At 40.1% G+C, this 24,192-nt stretch carries 25 protein-coding genes; 13 read left to right on the forward strand and 12 right to left on the reverse strand.

Annotated elements, in window-relative coordinates; all coding sequences use genetic code 11:
- Positions 1-33 precede the first annotated feature (33 nt).
- The 3 genes from ABH008_RS13945 (at position 34) to ABH008_RS13955 (ending at position 2,687) form a co-directional block, all read left to right on the forward strand.
- Positions 34-462, forward strand: coding sequence for a hypothetical protein (locus tag ABH008_RS13945; protein WP_347986223.1), 429 nt, complete (start codon positions 34-36; stop codon positions 460-462).
- A gap of 154 nt (positions 463-616) precedes the next feature.
- On the forward strand, positions 617-2,050 hold the full coding sequence (locus tag ABH008_RS13950) for a tetratricopeptide repeat protein (RefSeq protein ID WP_347986224.1): 1,434 nt from the start codon (positions 617-619) through the stop codon (positions 2,048-2,050).
- Between the two features lie 193 nt (positions 2,051-2,243).
- Complete coding sequence (locus ABH008_RS13955; protein WP_347986225.1) at positions 2,244-2,687, forward strand: hypothetical protein; 444 nt, start codon at positions 2,244-2,246, stop codon at positions 2,685-2,687.
- Positions 2,688-2,833: 146 nt separating this feature from the next.
- Here the strand turns inward: ABH008_RS13955 and ABH008_RS13960 are convergent, their stop codons facing one another.
- On the reverse strand, positions 2,834-3,736 hold the full coding sequence (locus ABH008_RS13960; RefSeq protein ID WP_347986226.1) for a DNA-binding protein: 903 nt from the start codon (positions 3,734-3,736) through the stop codon (positions 2,834-2,836).
- 1,417 nt (positions 3,737-5,153) lie between these two features.
- On the opposite strand from ABH008_RS13960, the gene ABH008_RS13965 reads away from it, so the two are divergent.
- From ABH008_RS13965 to ABH008_RS14005, 9 genes are all read left to right on the forward strand, one after another.
- Entirely contained in the window at positions 5,154-6,119 is a 966-nt protein-coding gene (locus tag ABH008_RS13965) for an integrase domain-containing protein (protein WP_347986227.1), read from the forward strand.
- Between the two features lie 295 nt (positions 6,120-6,414).
- A complete protein-coding gene (locus ABH008_RS13970) occupies positions 6,415-6,747 on the forward strand; it encodes a type II toxin-antitoxin system RelE/ParE family toxin (protein ID WP_347986228.1) in 333 nt (110 codons plus the stop codon).
- The gene (locus ABH008_RS13975; protein ID WP_347986229.1) at positions 6,744-7,025 is read left to right on the forward strand and encodes an XRE family transcriptional regulator; all 282 of its coding nucleotides are present in this window, start codon (positions 6,744-6,746) and stop codon (positions 7,023-7,025) included. The genes ABH008_RS13970 and ABH008_RS13975 overlap by 4 nt, the downstream gene beginning before the upstream one ends.
- Before the next feature lie 492 nt (positions 7,026-7,517).
- Positions 7,518-8,261 carry an integrase arm-type DNA-binding domain-containing protein gene (locus ABH008_RS13980; protein ID WP_347986230.1) on the forward strand — a complete coding sequence of 248 codons (744 nt, stop codon included), beginning with the start codon at positions 7,518-7,520 and terminating at the stop codon, positions 8,259-8,261.
- A 20-nt stretch (positions 8,262-8,281) separates the two neighbouring features.
- Positions 8,282-8,779, forward strand: a complete 498-nt coding sequence (locus ABH008_RS13985) for a site-specific integrase (RefSeq protein WP_347986231.1) — start codon at positions 8,282-8,284, stop codon at positions 8,777-8,779.
- 497 nt (positions 8,780-9,276) lie between these two features.
- Positions 9,277-9,630 (forward strand): hypothetical protein, encoded by a 354-nt coding sequence (locus tag ABH008_RS13990; RefSeq protein ID WP_347986232.1) that lies wholly within the window; start codon positions 9,277-9,279, stop codon positions 9,628-9,630.
- A gap of 372 nt (positions 9,631-10,002) precedes the next feature.
- Positions 10,003-10,728: a hypothetical protein gene (locus ABH008_RS13995; RefSeq protein WP_347986233.1), complete on the forward strand. Its 726-nt coding sequence runs from the start codon at positions 10,003-10,005 to the stop codon at positions 10,726-10,728.
- Between the two features lie 13 nt (positions 10,729-10,741).
- Positions 10,742-11,080, forward strand: coding sequence for a hypothetical protein (locus ABH008_RS14000; RefSeq protein WP_347986234.1), 339 nt, complete (start codon positions 10,742-10,744; stop codon positions 11,078-11,080).
- Positions 11,081-11,087: 7 nt separating this feature from the next.
- Positions 11,088-11,864 carry a hypothetical protein gene (locus ABH008_RS14005; protein ID WP_347986235.1) on the forward strand — a complete coding sequence of 259 codons (777 nt, stop codon included), beginning with the start codon at positions 11,088-11,090 and terminating at the stop codon, positions 11,862-11,864.
- Positions 11,865-12,365: 501 nt separating this feature from the next.
- Here the strand turns inward: ABH008_RS14005 and ABH008_RS14010 are convergent.
- From ABH008_RS14010 to uvrB, 8 genes are all read right to left on the reverse strand, one after another.
- The gene (locus ABH008_RS14010) at positions 12,366-12,983 is read right to left on the reverse strand and encodes an HAD-IA family hydrolase (protein WP_347986236.1); all 618 of its coding nucleotides are present in this window, start codon (positions 12,981-12,983) and stop codon (positions 12,366-12,368) included.
- A 221-nt stretch (positions 12,984-13,204) separates the two neighbouring features.
- Positions 13,205-13,585, reverse strand: a complete 381-nt coding sequence (locus ABH008_RS14015) for a hypothetical protein (RefSeq protein WP_347986237.1) — start codon at positions 13,583-13,585, stop codon at positions 13,205-13,207.
- Positions 13,563-13,823 (reverse strand): hypothetical protein, encoded by a 261-nt coding sequence (locus ABH008_RS14020; RefSeq protein WP_347986238.1) that lies wholly within the window; start codon positions 13,821-13,823, stop codon positions 13,563-13,565. The genes ABH008_RS14015 and ABH008_RS14020 overlap by 23 nt, the downstream gene beginning before the upstream one ends.
- Before the next feature lie 316 nt (positions 13,824-14,139).
- On the reverse strand, positions 14,140-15,714 hold the full coding sequence (locus ABH008_RS14025; RefSeq protein WP_347986239.1) for a sensor domain-containing diguanylate cyclase: 1,575 nt from the start codon (positions 15,712-15,714) through the stop codon (positions 14,140-14,142).
- A 31-nt stretch (positions 15,715-15,745) separates the two neighbouring features.
- On the reverse strand, positions 15,746-16,171 hold the full coding sequence (locus tag ABH008_RS14030) for a hypothetical protein (protein WP_347986240.1): 426 nt from the start codon (positions 16,169-16,171) through the stop codon (positions 15,746-15,748).
- Position 16,172: 1 nt separating this feature from the next.
- Complete coding sequence (locus tag ABH008_RS14035) at positions 16,173-17,288, reverse strand: hypothetical protein (RefSeq protein ID WP_347986241.1); 1,116 nt, start codon at positions 17,286-17,288, stop codon at positions 16,173-16,175.
- 409 nt (positions 17,289-17,697) lie between these two features.
- On the reverse strand, positions 17,698-18,504 hold the full coding sequence (locus tag ABH008_RS14040; RefSeq protein ID WP_347986242.1) for a glycosyltransferase family 2 protein: 807 nt from the start codon (positions 18,502-18,504) through the stop codon (positions 17,698-17,700).
- 277 nt (positions 18,505-18,781) lie between these two features.
- A complete protein-coding gene (gene uvrB / locus ABH008_RS14045) occupies positions 18,782-20,788 on the reverse strand; it encodes an excinuclease ABC subunit UvrB (protein WP_347986243.1) in 2,007 nt (668 codons plus the stop codon).
- Between the two features lie 242 nt (positions 20,789-21,030).
- Between uvrB and ABH008_RS14050 the strand changes: the two genes are divergently transcribed.
- On the forward strand, positions 21,031-21,738 hold the full coding sequence (locus tag ABH008_RS14050) for a glutathione S-transferase family protein (protein WP_347986244.1): 708 nt from the start codon (positions 21,031-21,033) through the stop codon (positions 21,736-21,738).
- Positions 21,739-21,921: 183 nt separating this feature from the next.
- Here the strand turns inward: ABH008_RS14050 and ABH008_RS14055 are convergent, their stop codons facing one another.
- The 3 genes from ABH008_RS14055 to ABH008_RS14065 all read right to left on the reverse strand — a co-directional run bounded on the left by ABH008_RS14055 (position 21,922) and on the right by ABH008_RS14065 (position 23,888).
- Entirely contained in the window at positions 21,922-22,134 is a 213-nt protein-coding gene (locus ABH008_RS14055; RefSeq protein WP_347986245.1) for a cold-shock protein, read from the reverse strand.
- Between the two features lie 397 nt (positions 22,135-22,531).
- Positions 22,532-23,056, reverse strand: coding sequence for a hypothetical protein (locus ABH008_RS14060; RefSeq protein WP_347986246.1), 525 nt, complete (start codon positions 23,054-23,056; stop codon positions 22,532-22,534).
- A gap of 244 nt (positions 23,057-23,300) precedes the next feature.
- The gene (locus ABH008_RS14065; protein WP_347986247.1) at positions 23,301-23,888 is read right to left on the reverse strand and encodes a PEP-CTERM sorting domain-containing protein; all 588 of its coding nucleotides are present in this window, start codon (positions 23,886-23,888) and stop codon (positions 23,301-23,303) included.
- Between the last annotated feature and the right edge of the window lie 304 nt (positions 23,889-24,192).

Here is a 24,192-nt window from a genome sequence, read left to right on the forward strand (position 1 = left end):
AAACAAACTTTACTTAAGAGTTGGAGTATAAATATGAGAAATTCAAATTTAAAAATAAGTCGTTATGGTGCTTATAATTACCATGGCATCTCTTCTATTTATATTGAATCATTTCAAATATCGCTAGGGCTTAATCGTAGTTTTAATATAGTTGCAAGAAATATAAAAGACTTTAATACCAAATCACATCATAATTATGAAATAAATTTGTCTGCTGAGGTTTTTACTAGCTTGATTATGGTAATGGATGAAGCCGCTGAATCAGATCCAATTTACTACGAAAAACTATTCGAACCAGTTTTAAAATCTATTAATCGTCTTCAAGCAGTAGCATCTGGCATACCTATCCAGTCAAGAAATATTCAAAATATAATTAAAAATAGTGGAAATGAACAAAACGATGTTATTGACAGAAAAAAACCAAAATTTTATTTTTCTGGACTAAATAAATTGAAAAATTAAACTTTAAGATTGCTTTATAAAATTGATAGATTATGAACGCAGAAAAAAACTAGAACTTGATTAGTTACACCAAAGTTTAGTGTTCAACATAAAATTTAAATTTTGTTCTGAATTCTTAATTTTTTATATTACTTAATAAATAAATGTAAATTAGATGAAAATTAAAATTGCTCAATTCGTAATAATTACTATTTTGTACACTACAAATGCCTCAGCTGATCTTGAGTCTGGATTAGTAGCTATGAAAAAAAAGGAGTATAAAACCGCAGCTAAGGAATTTGAATTAGCCGCCAAGGAGGGTATACCCACAGCTCAAAACTTACTCGGTACATTATACGCAGAAGGAAATGGAGTAGATAAAAGTTATGATAAAGCACTTGTTTGGTACCGTAAGTCGGCTAATCAAGGCAATGGGGATTCTATGGAGAAAATAGCCAATTTTTATGCAAACGGCTATGGTGTTAAACAAGATATGTTGATTGCAATCGATTGGTATCGGAAATCTTTGGAAGCAGGTACTTTTGCCATTCTTATCCTTAATGGCCATAACGGCAATAAGCTATCTTACAGTACGGATGATAAACAAATTACGGATGATAGCCAAATTAAGGAAGTTATTAATCAAGCACAAGATCACCTGAGAAGAAAAGCAGAACAGGGTGATGTAAATGCTCAAGTTAATTTAGGCTGCATGTATTTTAGTTCTTTGCTCGGCGTTCCAGACAATTTGCAAGCAAGCCAATCTCAAGCTTTAGGTTGGTTTCTCAAAGCCGCTGAAAAAGGCAATATAGCAGCTCAAAGACTTCTTGGTTTTATTTATGAATTCGAAATCGGGGTTGATCGTGATGAAATACAGGCTGAGAAATGGTATTTATTAGCGGCAAATCAAGGTAATGCTGATTCACAATATAGCCTAGCATTAATATATTCTGGGAATTTAAATATGAAATATCCTAAAGAAAAGACTGTATTAGTTAATATTTCTAAAGCGAAAGAATGGGCATTAAAATCTGCTAAGCAAAATTATGTTGTTGCAGAATCACTTCTCGGGATTCTTTTACTTAAATATGGAAACACGGATACAGAATATACAGACGCTATTTTTTGGTTAAATAAAGCTGCTAAAGAAGCTGACGTCAGCGCATTTGTTTTACTTGGTGATGCATATTTAAGTGGCAAAGGTGTAATACAAAATTATATACAGGCTATTACTTGGTATAGGAATGCAATCGATATATCTGATAGCAATATTGCTTTTGCTCGATTAGGGAAGATTTATGAAGATGGTTTAGGTGTACCAAAAGATTCGGTTCAAGCATTACAACTTTATGAGAGAGCTTCTGAATCAAATTATGATGTTTCTCTAAATGTCAAAATAGCACAAATGTACGAAAATGGTATTGGAACTATAAAAAATGGTAGTAAAGCATTTCAATATTACGCCAAGGTAGCAGCAATTAAAGATGATGTCGAATCAATGAAAAAAATACAAGAAGCGTTTGAAAAAGGACTTCTTGATCAGAAAATCGACTTTGAAAAAGCAAAATATTGGAAAGAAAGAATTAATCAATCTGCTGACACTAAATAGTTTATTTTATTGGTTTTTTAAATTATAAAGAGGCATTCCCCGTGGGACTAAATAAATTTATAACATCAGTCTTATCAGACATCGTTACTGGTATCCGCCTTTTAAAAATAGAAATATTTGTATGGAAAAATTACTATAATATTTTGATATTATATTGACCCGTGAAATATTAACTTTTATATTTGGAGCTTGTATGTCTGAGATAAACGTAACTACCAATGGCTTGCTGTTACATGCTACGGAGTTTTTAATCGCTGCTGAAACGCTGCTTAATAAAGCAGCTGATATTCAATACAACATGCAATACCCAATATTTTATTTGTTTGGTCATTCTATAGAGCTTTCATTGAAAGCGTTTCTATTTAGCTCTGGAATGACTGCTAATGAACTTAAAAAAATTGGGCATGACATAAGTAAATTATTTGTCGAAGCACAAACCAGAAACATTCAAAGTTTGGTTGAATTTAATTGCATTGATATAGGTGTAATTCAACTATTGAATATCGATTATAGCTCTAAAAAATTTGAGTACCGTGATAGTGGTGGCACATATTATTTACCAAATATAGCAGTAACAGAAGAAATTGCGCGTAAATTGGTTATTGGCCTTCAAATTGTGTGCGTTAAGGAAGGTTAATTAGTTTTTAAAGCAACAATTAAATGTTTTTTAGAAATCCGAGTGGGTCTTTTATAATTGTAATCATTGTTTTAGCAAAAATACCATCATAATCATTTACACCGCTAAGTGTGCATCAAAATCTTTGTTTCTTGTATTGCCCCTGTTTACAATGCAGTATTGTTATTTGGCACCAGTCGAGCCAACAATGCCACGTTCTGTTCCTGCAAGACCGATAACTTACCGGCCAATTCCGCCCCATTTTCACGCGCTGCCGCTGCCGACTTAAGCGCCAGATCGCGCTGCTCAGTCAACTTAGCAAGTTCTTGGGTGGCGGCGTTACGTTGTTCCCGTTGAGTCTCCGCCATTGCCTCAGCGGTCGCAAGCACCCTGGTCAGCTCAGATTTGGCCGCGTCACGCTCGACGGCGATAGATGCGGTTAATTTTTGCTGATCTGTTAAGGCACTACGTGCTTGGTCAATATCCTCATGCGCTCTGTCCAATTCGCCGCGAAGATCGGCGGCCCGGCGCTCAATCTCGCCGACTTGTGCTTCCGCACGTTCCGCTCTGGTCAATGCTTGAGCTAATTCTATCCGGACGCTTGCCAGATCACTAGCGGCCAGCTTTGCGTCTTCTTGGTGGGTCAGCGCCGTATCGGCGGCCTGAGTTTTAAATTGCTCAAACTCGGCGGCCTGTGTCTCATAGGCATTAGCTAATTCCTGCCGCATGTCGTCTAGCTCGGTTCTCTCTGCTTCCCATGCAGATTGAGCCGTCTTAAGACTTTCGTTCGCCATCTCCTGGGCTTGAGTCCACAGCGCAACCAACACCTGATGATTTGCCTTAACCATGGCGTCCGGCACATGCACAGCTACCGGCGCTGCCTGAACGCTCTGAACTCGTCGCCATTCGCGCATGATAGCAGAAGCCGCATTCATGTCTACGCGGGCATATCGTCGCACTTGGTCAACGGTTGGGAAGCTTTGCCGACCGACTTGCTCGTACAAATCGTTTGCAGCCTGGATGATTCGTTCACGTACATCTGCGGGGATAGAGGTAACTAATTGACTCATGGGGTAACGTCCTAAAAAATAACATCATCAGAATAATAATCTGATTATTCTTATCTCATAGAAGCAAAAGAACGCCAGAATCGGCCTCTTTAAAATTTCTGCCATTTGGCTATTGACGGGGAAATTTCGCTGTAGCAGCATCAGCATTAATTTGATGGTTCGGTTGCAACAGGATGCGCGAATGGTCAACTTATGAGGCAAATGTTTTTTAATGGAGAAAACAAAACTGGCGATACTTGCAAAACCTGCATGACTACCTAAGCAATTATTAAGCCTCTTCAACGTCATTGACCTATCACTGATCCCTCACTGGCTGTTATTGACCTCACAATGAACGTCAACGCTCCCCTTTCCCTGAGCGCCTTTGCCCCCTCTCTGAACGCCATTGACCCGTCAATGACGTTCAGAGACCATACAAACTCATTTCAACCTATATTTTTTAATCGAAAATATCTATTTTTTTATTCAATTTAACGGGTTGACAAAAATGAAAACTCAAAATAGAATTTTTGCCAGTTTAACCGTTGCAAGTTGCGGCTCACTTGTAGTGCCAGTTCAGCACTTAAAATAAGGAACCTGTTAAGCGCTCCGGCGTGATTATTTTTAACGGCTTGCCGTGATGTTATTTTTCTAGGGCAATCTGCGCTTGCGTTGATTATCCCATTATCTAGGCTGAGACTATGCTCTCTACAGGCCTAGCTTTAAGCAATTCTGGTATACCACCAGACCTCACCCCGCGTGCCTTGGTACGCATTCAAAAAATTTTCGCTAGAGCGCGTTAGTAAGCTGCGTCCGAACAGCGCTATTGGTATTGCATTTTATCCCAAAAATGCCGAATGTTTGCCGGAACCAGCTTCCACAAACAAGATTCCGTTTTTTGTTTTTAAAAATCGGTTGTGCCAATTCTCAACTATCGAATACCCCCCACCGTCCACCTTTGGTCTAATCGAGAAACGGTTTTTAAGCTTCTCACAAAGAGACGTTTTATCTGAACCGCTACAGCCCTTTAGTCCCGCCTGCTTCCGTTAAAGAACGCCGGGGCAAAAAGGGTCTTTTATCTTTCCAGTACGGAAAATTCCACTCGGAAACGGTAAGTACCGGCGTTGCATTGGAACGCAGGAACGATTGACACCCACCGTCTAGAAAGGAATTCCAAATGATCTCGCTTGCGCGCGGCGAGTATTAAAACGCGCATTGATCCTTGTTCATCACACATATCTGCCGGGCGTATGGCCTGCGCAAATTCGCTCAACTATCGTGAGAATGTGTCCTGTGTGAAAAAGAGGGTTTGGGTGGGAGGCCCCTGCTCACGATAAAAAATATTTTTTGGACACAACTCCCGCCCTATCTCAAAGCGATTTCGCCGAGACCCCTTTGAGATAGGGCAAATAATCCGCTAAAAACAGGAAAAATGGTCATGGCAAAAGCAAAAGGCGAAACTTCATACAGCCGCAACTACAGCATCGGCAGCCGGGACATGGCGACCGCCGGTCAGATGGTGGTCGAGCAGCGCTTTCACGGCGGATTTCAGTCCAAGCGTGATATTGGTCAACGCTGGGCCTATTTTTGCAAATGGGCTGAGCCGCAGGGTATCAAGCGCATGGAGAAAATCACCAAGGAAATCGTGATGGAATACGGCCAATCGCTGCAGCAGGAATTGGATATTGGCGAACGGAAATCGCCGTCTTCGCCAAAGAATTATGTCAGTGCGGTAAACACCGTGCTGCGGCTCGCCACCCAGGGCGAATGGAAAACCGTCAAGCCGGGGAAAGATTGCGGCATTCAAGCCAGGTCGTATATCCCGACAGAAAGCAAAGCCATGAGCATGGCAACCCACCAAACGGCGCAACGTGCAGTCGATGACAGAATTTCCAGCTTACTGGGTTTACAACGCGCATTCGGTTTGCGATTTAAGGAAAGCTGCCTGCTCAATCCTAAACTGGCGCTTAAAGAAGCACTCAAAGACGGACGCATTACCCTTCGCGCCGGCACCAAAGGCGGAAAACTGCGCCGCGTTCCCTGTAGACCCTGTGGAATACTAGCGCTGGAACAAGCCATAGCTATCCAGGATGGAAAATCACTGATTCCAAAAAACATGTCGTATGCTGATTTCCAAAATGAATGCTACGAACAAGCGCGACTCGCCGAGATTGGTTTTCATAGCGAACGCCATTTTTACGCCCAAGACCGCTATCGGGAAATAACCGGCGCCCCGTCGCCGGTAGAAGCAGGCTGGTCAAGAAAAGAAAGAATTGTTCAGTTAGCGCTCTATCTGAATATTTCCGAAGAAGAAGCGCAAAGAATAGATTCCGAGGCCAGATTACAAATCTCGATTGAATTAGGCCATAACCGCGTGGAGATAAGCAATGCATACCTTGGCTAAACAAGCAGAGAAATTCTTTACGGTTTAGGGACTACATCAAAGCTGGCACTGCTCTTTCTTTAGACTGCCGAGCTAGCAGCTTATGAACGTTCGTCCTGAAAAGTTATTTAGGGCGGAAAAATTTTCTTATACACGAGAATAAATTGTCAAGTGGAAAATTTAAAATATTTCAATAGGATAGGTTTTTGTTGCTGTCCTTTAAAAGCCAGTAACATCCAACTACGTCCAATTTTTTTAATAAATGTTGGCGTTGATGCTTTATAAAATATATCGGTTTTGATATATTTGATCAGTAATGACTATTAAACTAATCAAATTTCTGGGTGATTCGCTTAAGCGCCTCAGGGAGTTTCCAGAAAACGCCCGGCAGGATGCAGGTTACCAGTTGGGAAAGGTTCAGCGGGGTGATCAACCCGATGATTTTAAGCCCATGCCCACTATCGGTAAAGGCGTGGAAGAAATTCGCGTGCAGGATGAATCCGGAATTTACCGGGTGGTCTACACGGCAAGGCTAGAGGATGCGGTTTATGTTTTACATGCTTTCCAGAAAAAAACACAGACAACGTCAAAGCGTGATATTGAACTGGCAGCTAAACGGTATAACGATTTAATGAGAGGTAAGCCATGACAGACGTTCAAACTTTTAGCAGCGTATGGGACGCAATAGCCGATACACCGGAACAGGCCGCGAATCTTCAAGCTCGTGCCGAGTTAATGCAGCAAATTGCAGCCATTATTAAGGCAAATAACTGGAAACAAGCTGAAGCGGCAGAACATTGCGGATTGAGCCAGCCTCGGATCAATGACCTGTTGCGTGGTCGTATATCAAATTTTTCTCTGGATGCACTGGTCAATATTGCGGTTGCCCTTGGTCAGCGAGTGCATGTAACTTTAGAAGCCGCCTGAGAAATTAAGTTTTTTGTATCTATCCGAATTGATTCCCCGAGTTCCCTTAATATAACTAGAGTGAACCTCTGCAACCGGCTATTTTCCTGAAAGTTCTCTCAGTTCCCCGGTTCCCCCGACCATTTCAATAAACAAGAATGAGTCTGTTTTTTCTGGTTGAGGTTGAACCTATACTTTCAGTTCAAAAAAGGAGAATCTGGTGCGCTGTTTCATGCAACTGTAATAACTTTCGTAATAACTCATAAATTAAAAAGCGCATGAATTTAGTAAAATCAGTACATATATGGCTTAATTCGGTTGACGCCGTCGACCAAGTTTATGTTTTAAGAGATTCAATAAAGTACAAAAAACCCGTAAGTTATCTGGCTTAGCGGGTTTTTTATTGTCCAACGAGGTACAGTAAAATACAGTAACACTCGACAAAATATGCAGTAACATTTACAGTAACAACGAAATCAGTAACTTTTGTTACTGCAAATAGATGGCTTCTGTATGGCAAAACATATACTTAACGATGTAACCTTGCGCAATGCCAAACCTAGCGCTAATGACAAGCGACTGAATGACGGCGGCGGCCTTTACCTGCTCATCAAGCCTAATGGTGCTATGTGGTGGCGGTTTGATTACACCTTCAGCGGTAAACGTAAAACTTTATCAGTGGGCGTATACCCCACCATTGGCTTAGCCGATGCCAGACGCAAAGCCGAAGAAGCCAAAACCAGCGCGGCCAACGGCACAGACCCCAGCGATACCCGAAAACAAACAAAGGCCACAGAACAGCTAGCCAAAGAAAACACTAACCGCCTTGATTCTGGCCTGCCGTTAATAAACAGCTTTGAATATGTGGCGCTGGAATGGTACGACAAGAAAATGTTAATCCGCTCTGAAAGTCATCAAAAGCGAACACTCAGTCTTTTAAAGCGTAACCTATTTCCTTGGCTAGGTACTCGGCCTATTGCCGAAATCAGAGCGCCGGAACTGCTCGAAGTGCTACAGCGCATTGAAAATAGAAATGCTATTGAAACAGCACACAGAGCCTTGCAAACATCAGGGCAAGTTTTCCGTTATGCCGAGGCAAGCGGATATATTGAGCGCGACATTACCCAAGCCTTGAAAGGTGCATTATCCCGCGTGGATGGCGGCAATTTTTCATCAATGACTGACCCGCAACAAGTAAGGCCACTTCTCAGGGCAATTGATGAATACAGCGGTAATTTGTTGTTAAGTGCGCCCTAAGTTTAGCCCCACTGGTGTTTGTGCGTCCTGGTGAATTACGGCAAGCGGAATGGGCGCATATTAATCTTGAGGCTAAAGAATGGCGTTACTTAGTCACTAAAACCAAAACACAGCACATTGTCCCCCTATCCACACAAGCGGTTGAAATATTAACCAGCTTACACCCGCTCACCGGTGGTGGTCGGTTTGTGTTTCCTTCCGCAAGAACCCCGAACGGTTCCAGAGCAATGTCTGATGTGGCGTTGTTGGCAGCCTTAAGGCGCATGGGTTTTACTAAGGATGAAATGAGCGTTCACGGCTTTAGGGCAATGGCGCGGACTATTCTTGATGAAGTCTTAGGATTTAGACCGGACTTTATAGAGCATCAACTAGCCCATGCTGTTAAAGACCCCAACGGCAGAGCCTATAACAGAACCGCTCATCTTGTGGAACGGGCAAAAATGATGCAAAGCTGGGCTGATTATCTGGACGGATTGAAAGCTGGCGCACAAGTAATCCCCTTCAAACTTGTTCGGTAAGCAAGCATAGACAGATCAAAGTAATTTACTTTTTATGTACATAATTGCATGCATAGTAATTTACTTTTTGAGTACATAAATGAGTACATATTTTTAGTTATGCACCAGTTGAAACACAGTTAAATTCATGATTTTAAACAGTTTTAAAAATATAAGCATCATTCGACCCCAGGATGATTGGAACATAGTTAACAACGCATGGCCACCCATAATAAATATCATATATTTATTTAGCCCCCTGTGATTCTATTTCCGCAATCGCCGTGTTTACTGGGTATTGCGCCCTGTTAATGAAGCATGTGCCTCTGTCAAACTGAACGCTTGTTGTAAAGCTTTTAAATACCGCGAACTCATGGGTGACTGTGTGACCATAAACCTCTCCAGTATATGCAGCCACTTATCGTTTGGCCAGCACAGTAAAAATTATTACAAATACCGCCACAAAGGTTCTGAGTGTCGTAGATGAGCATTGCGAATTCCACAAACAAGGTGGTTATATGATAAATAAATTTCTGCCGTTTACAGCTGCCTATTTGCCATTGCTGGAAACGTTGAGTGATTACAAAACGACCATTCAGGATTTTATTGAAGCATTAGATACTTGTTATTGCGAATTAATGCATTTAACACATGTAACTGAAGTAATGCTTGAGCATCCTTTTATGCTGGGCAATGATGCGTTCAAAAACCGATTGCAAAAACTGCATGACAGAATTGAAACTTTCTACGAAGGTATTGATGAGATTAAATACGAGCTACAATCCAATCCAGTGTTAACTCTTCCGTTATTTAATGAACAGGATGCACCCCCTTTAAGTGGGGTAGCATTAATTAAGTGGGGGTATATTTAAAATGTAAAACTTTAAAGCCCTTTACATTCATAGCTTACAGCTTATTGTTCGATTGACTTCCTCGCAATTTTAACCAATTCTAGCCGGTGGCCTTCGGGTTATCGGCTTTTTTGTGAGCAGATGTCATGTTATCATCTGCTTACATTTTGTATATCATTATCTTAAGTTAAATTTTTTTGTACAAAACGGTGCTTTAATAACAGTTGTTGTGCTATATTAAAGGTCGCATAAAGCAAAGTCTAAGCACTGCTGGCTAATAGTCACTGAGTCTAGGCTCTTTTTTTTGCTTCGCGTTTTGAGTAACACTTAGATTACTTACTGATATTTGATTAGCTCTATGTGTGTATGTCTTTAATAAAAAAGGATTAAATTTTGACAACTACTGCTTATGACACACACTTTATAGCGTCAGACATTGCTTTTACAGATGGTGAGGATAATGTTCACCTTGATGTACCTTTCAGAAAAGTAAAGCGTATCAAAGGTGCTGTAATCGGAATGGCGGGATGCCTAGAATGTATGGTCGATTTTAGCAATATGATCCTAAATTTTATTTTACAAAAATCGGATGACTTTATAATTCCGGCTACTATAGTGGATAGGAAGGATAGAGATTTTATTGTCATGGTCTATATAAATGGATCGTGCATTAAAATTCAAAAATTACGAAATAGTGAAGTTAAGGCTGAAAACATTACTCAAATACCAACAGTAATTGGTTCGGGTAGTAAATATGTTCAAAATGTTATTAACGACTGCCCAAATGCGGTTGTAGCGGTTTTAGAAGCTATTAAGCATGATAAGTACACGGATGGAGAAGTTAAATACTGCAGCATCCGTCGAGATGATGTTCACAACTTGGAGGCATACCCAATGAGCACTGAATTAGAAATACAAGTATTCGGGTTCCAGAAAGAAGTAGAAGCTGCTAATGACTTTTTAAATACTCAGGATAATCAAGGAAAGGTATTTCAAGCAAGTACCGAGGTGTATCACGTTGGTACTCCATCGCCTATTCCACTTGAAATAGGGATGAATTTTATTAAACAAGGTTTTTTTGACATTAAAAAATCCTTAAGCCAAGAATGCAAAAGCTAATATAGATTGCTTGTTGGCGCCAATCAAGCCGGGTAACTCCGGCTTTTTTATTGCCTACCGTTTGTCATCAAAGGTAGAACAAAAAGGGGTCGGGTTACTTATTTATGAAAATTACCCCACAAGAGAGCAAAAAAGAACAGATAAACTAACACCGGACCCTTCGTTATTTAACTTCCGGGTATTATCGCAGGATGTCGGCAAAATTTGCGATAAAACGCTATGCCAAGGTTTGAAGGCACATTTGTTGTATAAGATGGGCACGCTGTTGGTTTTAAATTATCTTGATAGTTTATGTTGTGTTAAAGTTATTGATTTTTTTAGAAATTTTACAGCAACACAATTGAAAAATTGAATTATCAATGAAAACTAAAGCTATATTTCTATTGCCATTAATGTTTACGTTATTGAACTCCGTTTTGGCGGATACGGTCGGCACTTATGCCGCCTATAACTGGACAGGGGGTTATCTGGGCGGTTTTGCCGGCGGCGGTGCAGGCGCTAAAACTGACACTACCGAGCCGTATAGTAGTGGTTGGGGTGGTACATGGATTACTCCTAATGCTGCTTATGGTTATAAAAACAGTGCTAGTTTTTTGGGGGGCGGCACTATTGGTTATAACTGGCAAGTTGCGAATTCTCCCTTAGTGTTGGGCTTTGAAGGTGAATATGGCTATCTCGGCGCGCACGGTAGAAGTCCGGACCCTAACGGATTGGCCGCTTTTCCAAACGCTACTGTTATAACGCATAGCACAAATATAGGCAGTGCTTTTGGCTATGCCGTAGCAGGTGGGCGTATAGGCTACGCACTTGATAAAATCCTGTTCTATGTGAAAAGCGGCGCTGTCTTTACCAGCATCCAGGCTAATTATGATTCTCCGCCTTATCAAAGCTTTAATACATTGAATATTTCGAGCAAAAGCAATATTGTTGCTTATGCGATTGGTACTGGTATCGAATATGTCTTACCTTTTGAATGGGCGGCAAATCATGTCACTATCAAGACTGAATATCTTTACTTGGGGATAGACAGTACCCAAACAGCCACGGCTATGGGGTCTGATGGTTATTCATATGTCATGACTGATAAAGTCAGCGGCATCCACACTGCCAAGCTTGGTATTAACTACAAATTTTAATGTTTATGGTTCTGCAATGTTTTTTCATCCCAACTAAAAGGGAATAAAAGGAATAAAAGGGGTCGGGTTACTTATTTATGAAAAATATCCTACAAGAGATGCCGAAAAAATTAGATAAACAGAAATATGTCGCAGATATTCTGGCAAACGTAAAATATCCGCCTTGCTCATACTGGTTACGCTTCATTCAGCACAATATGTCTAAAATTTTCAGGCAGTGCTTTTGGTGTTAAAACTTCCACCGTTATCCCTAAAAGCTGTTTTAATTCATAACGAATGGCACCAATGTCAAAAAGAGTCGTGTCCTAAGTAGGATGACCTGTTGCGTGGTCGTATATCAATTTTTCTCTGGATGCTCTGGTCAATATTGCCGTAGCCCTTGGTCACAGCAAGTGCATGTCACTTTAGAAGCCGCCTAAGAAGTTAAATTATGCTTAGCCAATTTTCGTCAAAATAATTTTTCAGTAGCAACTACTTATTTAACCCAGCTCTAAGCCGTTTTTATTCAACAACCACTGGAACTGCAACCAAACCTTGGCAAATTAATAATTGCAGTAAAGCCTTAAATCCTTCTACTAAAAATGCGTGCATACCTAACGACTCTGCCACTTCCACATTCGCTGCCGAGTCATCAAAATAATAGATTTCAGAGGGTTTAACGGCGCATTCGTCGATGGCTAGCATAAACGCTTCACGGTCGGGTTTAATTACACCGCGCAAATGCGAGAATAAGGCAATATCGAAATGATTTTCGTAACCCGCAAATTTTTGCCAATGTATGGGGTTAGAATTACTCAGACAAGCCACACGATGCTCTTGGCGCAATAAATGTAAAGTCGCCTGCGCATTTGGGTAAAAGCCTTTCGACCATGCAGTAAATTCCAGCAAAAACTCTTCTGCGGATAATTCCAATTGCCATTCCTGAATAAATTGCCGGGCAAAATCCTGCGCCCCTAGTTCTCCTAGCTCAAAGGCTCTAACAGATGACGATAATAACCAGCGCTGTTTTAGATCTTGTTTGTCTAATGGTTGCGGTAACAGGGTATTTAATTGCGAGAATCCGGCATTTTCGGTTAATACACCACCGAGATCGAATAATAATAAGGATGGTTTAGTCAAAACAAGACCTATTAAATCAATAATTTATTAACCGCAAACCTGAGCTAGCATTTGCTCTGGCGGGTTTTAATAGGATCGATCAACTAAGTTTTATCAGTCGCGATAATGTAACACCCGTTTGCTTGTTAGCAATTAAGAGTGTAACTGTTGCATGTTAAAAATTTGTGAAACACTAAAGTGGGTGACAGTAAACTTTGTTTTGTTTAATTAAAACAACAAAATTATTTACGTTTACCCGAATAAATAAAAGCAGAAACCATACTTACCAAAGTAGTGCCGCCAATGGCAGCCGCTGATATTTCATGATTACCTAGGCTAGCTAACCATATTGATCCGGCCAAACCTATGCTAGCAATCAAGAAAGCGAAGATAACGCCCGCTAGTCTTTCAATAAAAATAAGTGTGTTAAGTCTGGCGGCTTCTTGACGTCTTGCCGTTGACTCTGCTTCCGTTTGTTGAAAAATCCAGTCTACTTTATCTGGACGTATTAGATGAAGACGCTCAATCTGAGCAATGGGTACGATGGGCGAGTCTGTTTCATGATCATTAAAAGTAACTTCGTTATTACCTGACTTAGCCTTAATTTGACTGTGTCTGCTCATACTTACATAATGCTTTATCCAAATCCAAGGCTATAGTACCAAAATCATTCCGTATAGCCGCTGCATCTTTACTAAAACCTCCCCCTGTTGGGTGTACATAATCACGAGAACTCACCGGAAAAATATTTGCCATACCCTCTAAAAAGTGAGTAAACCGTCCTTTAGATGGTTTTGCCGTGCGTTTTATGCTTGCTTTGGCTCGACTTGCTTTGCGTACTGTGTTTTGTTTCCTATTCACATAGCACCCCTTAAATTAATTAAGTTTGTTTAGATCATTTTATATTAACCTTATACACAAAATAACCTAAGTTTTCTACCTTTTCGATTAAAAATTAAGTCGTTCAAACCAAAATGGATAATGCCTATCTATATAGACTTTAACTATTCAGCGTAAATATTGGCGTTTATAGGCTGTGCCGATGCCAGGAGGCGCATCAATCGCGATCAATACGCCTAACTTCGTTCAGTATATAGACAGTCCATTAAGTTTAAATGATAAAAAATTACGCTAATTAGATACGATAGATTTTAAATGCAAGACCCGCGCGTCTAATTTACTCATAAATTTTATAACCCTTTTTACCTTGTTTTTTAACCTCGTACATAGCATCGTCAGCCATTTTTTGCAATTTGCTAATCTCATGATTATAGTCACCCGATATAGCAATCCCCATACTGACACCCACACTCGCCACATTGCCTTTACCAAGCTCAATGGGTTCCATAATAGTCGCAATCAGTTTACTCGCTAAATTAGCCATATCAAGTCTGGCAGAAGCAATTTTACCTATTGTAGCTATTAAAAATTCATCGCCACCTAAACGGCAGGCAATATCTTCACTTCGTAGGAAATTACGGATGCGATCCGCCACAATTTGCAACACGTGATCACCTGCTTCATGACCATAAGTATCATTAATAGGTTTAAAATTATCCAAATCCAATAGACAAATACAGAAACAATTATTTTCATTCAGCGCTTTTACCTGTAATTTTATCAGCTGTGTTTCCATAGAGCGTCGATTAAGCAATTGTGTCAGTGGATCACGTTCTGCCTGAAACTTGGTAATCTGTTCCTGAAACTTACGCTCAGATATATCAACAATAATGGCTTGTAAATACGTGTTACTCACGTTATCGCAGTCAGTGGTGTTAACAACAGAAAATAAACAATGTACCCAGCGCGGCCTTTCAGAAGGTCTGCCTGCCAACTGCAAATCATAATTGTTAAGTTTGCCAAAACAAAAAGTATCTTTAATTAAATCATTAACCAGAGAAACATCTTTAAAAATAAAAGGTAAGCAATCCTGATCGCAAGAAATTTTGGTACGCACAATGTCATAAAAGGCAGGATTAGATAACACTATGTGGTTTTCATTATCCATCAGATAAATACCCACGCTGGCTTTTTCAAAGATCAATCGAAACCGCCGTTCTAGCTTTTCCATTTGCAAGCGCAAGGCGCGCTCTGATTCAAACTGCTCTGCGACAAAACCTAATAAATGATTTATATCATTAACTAAACCACCTATTTCATCGGATTGATGGTTAGCAGGATATTTAAGTCTATCTTGACTGCCAGGCTCAATTTTGTGCAAAGCCTTGGCAATATGTTTTAAAGCACGGACAAACATATATTGGATAACCAACATAACCAGTAAGGCTATGCTAACCGTGTTACAAAACAATATCAACGCCCTTTCCTGTGCGATTAAACGGACATTGCGTTCAATTAATTCATGTTTGGGTAATATCTGCAATTCACCAATTATGTCGCCGGAAATAAAAGGCGATTCCAATTGGATACTGACAACCCCCGATAACTGATCAGTTTCTAGCATTTTGGGATCATTATAAATTTTCATGCCGGTAACGCTGGTTAACAACACACTATCAACAATTTCATTGCTGGTTAAACCTTTAATGACGTCATCAGCAATTTCTTGGTTATCCAGATAAACGGCTATCATGGCGGTGCGTAACACGGTGTTGCCCAACTGGGTAATATGCGTGTTGGCTATGTCACGTTCATTTTCTAGTGTGTGCTGGTAAGAAAATAGAGAAATCAACAAAGATCCTAATAAGGCTAAAACAGTGACAACTAAGGCAATACGTATGGATAGCTTCATTTCAGGAACTCGTGTCTATTGAGTATCGGCTCTACTTTAACCGATACACCACCTTTAATCTATTATCGACGGACGACTCATCTAAATAAGAAATAGCATACAGATTTTCGCGTACCTCATTTTGCACCGCTTCAACGGAAGGCAAAACTTTAGGCGGTGTTGCATTACCCGTAAACATAAGGCGCGCCCAATAGGCATTTACTTGTGCCACTGTTTTCCCTAACAATAACAGGTAAAAATCACTGCGTAGTGTCGAGTCTACGATATGATCAATTGGAAAAGCCAAATTTCCGTTAGGAAAATTTTGTTCACGTCCGGTAAACAGATAGACGACTTGTTCGCGGCTTAGCTCTTGAATTGAATTGTTTTGATTCGTCACCACCACTAAATCAGCAATTGCAGACTCAAAACTATAATTTAACAAAACCATGATAAGGAACAGCCGTGACGTTTTCATATTAAAACGCCCAATTAATACTAGCTGACAACAAATTAACATTTGTTGCAGGAACAGATGATAAATTGTTGGCATTGATCCACAAACTATCTGCATTACTGGCAATTTGCGTATAGTCCCATTGTACTTTAACTGCCATGTTAGCTAAGACATCCCAACGTACCCCCAAACTAACCGTCTTCTGATTAACCGGACTACCACGCATGAACAATTGCGTATTTGTATAAAGTTGGTTAATGGCGTCGCCTTGAATTTCAGGCGGCACAACGTGTGATGCCGAGCCCGCACTGCGTGCCATGCTGAATAAAACATAAGGCGTTAAATTAGCAAAATGCCTGCCTAAACTAAAGTAGCCACTGGGCAAATCTCTAAAGCCAGCCCAATTCGAATGTAAGTATCCCAATTCACTTTGCACTACCCAATCATTCGCATCGTAACTGGCCCCCAAAGCAAAAAAAGTAATGGATTTTCCTAGCTGATTAACTTGGTCAGCATATAGATTGGCGTTATTCCAGGCAGTTTGCAAATTGGGATCGGATAACGCTGATGACAAACTTGAGGTAATAGCAAAATTTTTGTCGAATGACATATACGCGAATCCCGAAGATAAGCGTAGACTCTCAGTCTCAAAAGTTAATTTACCACCGGTAATTGGCCCCAAACACAACAAGCTGGGTCCACTGTTTGCAAAAGGCGGGGGTATGGATTTTGTGGTTGTACCGGCAAATACTTTAGCGGTCAAAAATCCATCAGCTATATGTGTTTTCCAGCTACCATCAATACCATCAAAATTCTGAAACAAAAGCGGGCCATAAAATTCAACGGGGGGTCTTTCCCACAGATACGCAAAACTGACATTCCGATAATCAGACAACATATAGATATCAAATCCAAGTCTACCTGTGCGTAAGGTAACATCCTGATTAGGTTTCCAACGTAAAAAAGCCCAGGCTAAATTTTCGTTTAAGGTCTGATTGACTCTATCTTTAATAACAAATTGTACCGTTGCATCAATTTGATCTGTTAAATAAGCCCCTGCTTGTAAGCCCATCATAGTATCTGCTTTCCAGGACATGCTGCCTTGAAAGGTATCGGGTTGCGCTAGATCAGTTTGCATATGCAAGTCATTACTGCCATTGATAATACCTAAACTTCCGAAAGTATTAAACCTAAATCTTGAGCTTGCGGACAATATGTCGTCTGCCTTAATAGGTAGCGACAGCAAAAGTAAAGTATTAATTGCCAGAACAACCGTTATAGACCTTATTATAATTAATGTTTTGTAACCAAAACACCCATAATTTATCTTTATCAATTATAGAACCCAATTTATATTGGTTATCCCTAATGAAATACTAAGTTTGTCATGCTGTTGCGACAAATTAGCATGAACCCATTCAGAACTGGCATACAGTTAGCCATTTGTATGTTTGCGCGTTAATGATTAGGGCTAACTAAGCCAATCAAAAACTTACAAACATCATCATCCCATTAAGCAACAGTACGCAGTAACTGCAAAAGCTGAATCATTTAATGTCGGGCTTACTCCAATTTTGTTTGGCGGTAGCTGCTTTGGCATAGCGATAAAAAGTACCTTCGAAATTACCCAAGGCCAATACAAATCCAGCCCAACCGTCCAGAAAGCCCAATTTTAAAATATAAATGCGAATAAAAGCCCATAGTCCATGCGTCAATGCCGTACCCATACTAACGGGTTTGCCATTGCGTACTAATTTATGCGCACCCAAACTGGAATAACGTTGCATTTTATGTAGCAATTGCTCCAGATTTTGAAACGGTATTTGCACAATAGAGGCTTCAAAATAGGCGGATTTTCCCGTGACCTTATACGACTCATGAACTTCGTCACGATTATCAAATGTCATTACCTGTTTACGAAATAACTGTGGTTGACGGTAATCTGGATACCAGCCACAATGCTTTATCCAACGTCCCATAAACCAGTTGCGGCGTGGCACGAAATAAGCATCTGCCAAGGGATTTTGCAGTACACGTAAAATTTCGGCCTGTGCTGCTGGCGTGCAACGCTCATCAGCATCTAAACTGAACACCCACTCATGTTGACAAGCGGCAATCGCATCATTTCGTAACTTACCAAACGTGGTAAAAGCAAGTTGCTTAACAGTCGCTCCCAAGGCCGTAGCAATTTTTGCAGTGTCATCACTACTATCAGAATCCAACACTAACACTTCATCAGCCCAAAGCACGCTTTCTACTGCCGCGGCTATTTTGTCTGCTTCATTATAAGTAATGATATACACACTCAATTTAGGTATAGCATTGAGAATTGCAGCAGAAGGCGTTTCAGTCATAATCATTTCCTGATAATAGATTGGCAAAAACAGCAACGCTGATGACAGCAAAATCACTACAGCTTATGTGTTAAAGGGTAGTTGGAATGCGAAATTACACAGTATTGCAATAAAAAAAAGATTATCCAGATAATGCTTAGAGAACCTATAACGCTTAAGTCGCTACGGGTTAAAGCAGAAAACCATGCACCACAAAATGTTAAACAGTCTGGTTTTAGCAGGATAGTCAAAACCTGCAATTGTATAATAAATGGCATTATTCGGCGATATAAACCACCTAAATGACCATTTCTGCCTGAATTAACTTAATTTGATCGCGTATTCGTGCTGCTTCTTCAAACTCCAGATTTTTAGCATGATAGTACATTTTATCTTCTAACTGTTTCAGTGCTTTAGCCGATTGTTTAGGGGTTAGCGGCTTGTATTGTGCGGCGGGTTCTGCGACTTTGGCACGGGCATTATTAATAGATCCACCTGAGCCAGGTATAGACAGTTCCAATATATCGGTCACTGATTTATAAATGGTGGTCGGCTGTATATGGTGTTGCAAATTAAACACTTGCTGCTTGGCGCGACGGCGTTCAGTTTCATCAATGGCTAATTGCATGGAACGGGTAATTTTATCCGCATACAATATGGCTTTACCACTGACATTACGTGCAGCCCGACCTATGGTTTGAATGAGTGACACATGGGATCTTAAAAAACCCTCTTTATCGGCATCCAGAATCGCTACTAACGACACTTCGGGTATATCAAGTCCTTCGCGCAATAAATTGATCCCCACCACCGCGTCGAATATCCCCAACCGCAAATCGCGTATAATTTCTACCCGCTCTACGGTTTCAATATCTGAATGCAGATAGCGAACTTTTACGCCATGTTCAAGCAAATACTCGGTTAAATCTTCAGACATCCGTTTGGTCAGCGTAGTGACCAGCACACGTTCTTTAAGTTGTACGCGCAAATTAATTTCTGACAACAAATCATCCACTTGCGTAGTGGCTGGACGAACCTCTATCAGTGGATCGACCAAACCAGTAGGCCTAACCACCTGCTCTACCATGGTAGAACAATGCGCTTTTTCATAAGGCCCTGGTGTGGCAGATACATAAATGCGTTGCGAGGTGCGCTGCTCAAATTCGTCAAACTTTAAAGGCCGATTATCCAAAGCAGAAGGCAAACGGAAACCATAGGCTACCAAAGTTTCCTTGCGTGAACGATCGCCCTTATACATGGCTCCAATTTGCGGCACGGTGACATGACTTTCATCAATAATAACCAAGGCATCTTTGGGCAAATAATCGAACATAGTGGGCGGTGATTCACCAGGACTGCGATTGGACAAATGCCTGGAATAATTTTCGATACCTGAACAATAGCCAACCTCCATAATCATTTCAATATCGAATAAGGTACGTTGCTCCAAGCGTTGAGCTTCGACTAATTGATGTGCATCGCGCAAATAAGCTAAACGCTCTGCCAGTTCGATTTTAATTTTCTCAACCGCGATCAATAACTGTTCGCGAGGCGTCACGTAATGTGATTTAGGATATAAGGTAAAGCGCGCGATGCGTTGCAATACTTCGCCCGTTAACGGATCAAACATGGATAAACGTTCAATCTCGTCATCAAATAACTCGATACGCAAGGCCTGCTCTTCTGATTCGGCAGGAAACACATCAATCACTTCTCCCCTGACTCGATAGGTTGCTCGTCGCAATTCAATGTCGTTACGGGTGTATTGCATTTCTGTTAAGCGGCGTAAAATATCGCGCTGTTTGATCATATCTCCGCGAACCAAATGCAACACCATCTGGAAGTAGGACTCCGGCTCGCCCAGACCATAAATAGCAGAGACAGTGGCTACCACAATAGTATCACGACGTTCTAGTAAAGCCTTGGTGGCCGACAGACGCATTTGTTCGATATGTTCATTTAAAGATGCATCTTTATCAATAAAGGTATCAGAAGCCGGAATATAGGCTTCGGGCTGATAATAATCGTAATATGAGACAAAATATTCAACGCTGTTGTCTGGAAAAAACTCTTTCATTTCCCCATATAGCTGCGCAGCTAGGGTTTTATTAGGTGCCATAATCATGGCAGGCCGCTGGGTTTGCTGGATAACATTGGCGATGGTGAACGTTTTTCCAGAGCCAGTTACACCCAGTAAGGTTTGATGCACCTCACCCTCATTGATGCCTGCCACTAATTCTTGAATGGCAACAGGTTGATCGCCGGCTGGCTGATAATTGCTTTGAATTTTAAAAGCTTTTTGCACGATAAGGCATGAATTGAAAAATAATAATGGTTTTATTATGACTTCATTTTGCACATTTGCCTAAGAGTTCATGTAGAACCGCCTTAGTGTGTTGTAAATATACCCATTAAAATAGGTTAATTTATTGAGTAGAGACTTAAGCACCTACTATTTTCTTGACGTTAGTCATCTTGGCAGAGTCAAATAGACAAAATTTATTTATCTATTGCAATCCATTATCCGCTTTCTACTCAGGTGAAAATATGCTTAAACTCTATAAATTTGGTCAAGTGGGCGATGTCTGTGATGCCAGCTCGTTTTGTGCAAAGGTTGAAGCGTATTTTCGTTTAGCTAACTTACCCTATGATACAGCAAGTGGCCCCCAGTATTTATGTAAAGCGCCTAAGGGAAAATTACCGTTTATTGAAGATAATGGCAAACTGATTGCCGATTCAAGTTTTATTATTCGTTATGTACAGGATACTTATAACGCCAATATCGATAGCCATTTAAGCGCAATAGAAAAAGCGATTGCTCATGCGTTTATCAAAATGCTGGACGAAAACCTTTACTGGGTGTTGGTGCATGCTCGCTGGCAATTACCACATAATATCACTACATTGCATAAAACATTTTTTGATAGTATCCCGTTTCCAATGAATAAAATAATTGCCTACACTGCCCGCAGAGACGTGTTAAGTAAACTACAAAAACAGGGAATGGGAAGACACAGCAACGCTGAGATCACAGAAATTGGCAAACAGGATTTAAACGCCTTATCCGTATTGCTAGGTGATAAAACTTACTTCTTTGGGGATAAACCCAGTTCATTAGACGCGGCAGCTTATGCAACATTAATGCAAATGCTGCTAGTAACAGAATTTACAGCCCCAATTTTCGATGCCGCCAAATCCTATACAAATTTGGTCGAATTTACTAATCGGTTTCACGCCAAATATTTTCCAAACTAACACTCTAAAGCGAAATAAACAGTAATACTTTCCCAAAAAAAACTTTTTAAGCATTTCAATTGGAACGAATAACCCCTTTAGACTAAGGGGGTTATTTGATATTACCGTCAGTGTATACCGCGTGTTGGTTTTCCAGTTGGAGACTCAAACTAACTAACGATAATCACTCAGAGAGCGTTAAGATTATAAAGGCGTAACGTTTTCTGCTTGTGGTCCTTTAGCACCAGTAACCACTTCCATGGTTACGCGTTGACCTTCTTTCAAGGTTTTGCGACCATTTCCACCGTTGATAGCATTGAAGTGTACAAACACATCCTTACCACCATCTTGCTCGATGAAGCCGAAGCCTTTTTCATCGTTGAACCATTTTACTTTGCCTTCAATTTGTGCAGCCATAAATCTCTCTAGTTTAAAAAAATCATTTTGTGCAGAGCATAGGATTTTTTGATGACCTATACAATGCCATATATAACCCTATCATCTTAAGATTATACGACACCATGCTAACACAGTAATATTGCGAAATCATGGCATTTATAAAAAATTTCAAAATTCTGCGTTTTTCTTACAGAAAAAACACAAACTTATCTCACGCATAATTATTATCAAAACCGTCATAACCAATTGATATTATGACTATAATAAAACTGAAAAGCCGAAGTTTTTTTACAATTTCGTATAATCTATGCGAGTTAATTATTACCTGGAAAATCTACATTTTCTATTCGTAAAAACACCTATTTCTTTACTAGGCGGACCGAATTGACCACCCATTTAAGAAACTTAGCTCAGTCTAGCAAAGCAGAACCAGTAAAATAAGGCCTGGAATTATCCCTAGAATCAACCCAATTACAATAGCGACGACTTCGCCATTTGTATAATGACAACCCGTCTTACCCACATTAAGAGTAGCTGCATTATCATCAAGACCAGCCAACATCAATCCAGAAAGCTCATCAGCGACCTGTTGCTGTGATGAGGCAGCTAATATTCGGGTACGGGCGGCGTTAAGGCGGTATTTTGCCTCAGCCAAGTCATCACTAAATGGCAAAAAAGAATAAGCATTATCCAAGGCATTCATAGCGTCCTCTGTGGGCTTAAGCGCCATAACACGCGCTTGCTCGAGGGTTTCCGCAGTCACAATATCGGTGCGCAGTTTATTAAAAGCCCGACTCTGTTCTAATCCGGTTGGACATACCGAGTTAATTAAGTCATATGATTGTATATCTGTCTGTAAACTTGCAGTTGCTGTAGACGACAAGCAAAGGATAAGAGTCCACAAAGCTAAGGTTGATACTCGTTTTTTAGATTTGGGCATGCCTTTTTATCGCAATTAAAATTGCAGCAATATAGTGATAGTTATTATTTATCACGAAATTTGATAGAATTTATGGTGTATTCTTATACAGTCACAACCAAGCTGTCGTAGATATCGATAACAGATTATTAAATCAACTGATAAAAAAAGACCACATTATTTCTCAAATGTGATCTTTAACCCATTCACTGCCAATACAAAATAAATCAATAGCAGTGAAACTTGGCAGGTTCTGCCTATTTAATTAAGCAACCTGTTTACGACGAGACATCCAACCAATTAATGGCAAACCTAATAACATCATAGATAACATCTCAGGCTCTGGTACGCTCGCGTTGTTTGGAAGAGTAACATTTAATGTATAATGTCCACTTGTAACATTTTTATTAGTTATAATACCTGTGACTTCAAGCGTTGTAGTACCACCAGTAGTACCACCAATAATGCTAGTAGAGCCGTTAACATCATAAGCATTATTCGCATCAGTAGCAGTAATCAAGCTTCCACCATTCAAGATATATTGTATGGCAGCAAAAGATCCATCATCAAAAGCTAAATTCCATGACTCGGTAGTTAATGCGTATCCACCTGAATTACTTGGGTCAGTAAATGAAAGTATAAAATCAAATGCACCGGGATTTGCAGCCTGCAGATAACTATCGATTGTGGTGTAGGTTGATATTGAACTAACAAGCGTTGTTTCCCCAGTAATGGTGCCACCAGTAGTTGGTAGTGTAAAAGTATCAGTACCTATAGCACTTGCTGCTGGCAAATACATTGATGCAGCCAACGCAACTGCACTGGCTAATAAAGTAGATTTTTTCATACGCATGATTAATACTCCTAAAAATTAAAAAAAGACTAAATTTAAAACACGAAAAACAGGTACCACTAAAGAACTTTATAAAAAACCAAACAAAACAAAAACATAAAACTTGAGCAAAATCATTTAACTATTAGTAAGAATAAAACCACTTAAAAGCAAACAACACTGCTAAATTTGCCCTGCTATTTTTTCAATACTGCAAATTGCAGGATAGATATAATTCTTTTTTTGAACTATGTCAATTGTACTTACTGTATTATTCTATCATTTATCCAAAAAAGTGCAGACAAACAGCATAACCACTTGTACT

This window comes from Methylomonas sp. AM2-LC, assembly GCF_039904985.1.
Classification (GTDB): Bacteria; Pseudomonadota; Gammaproteobacteria; order Methylococcales; family Methylomonadaceae; genus Methylomonas.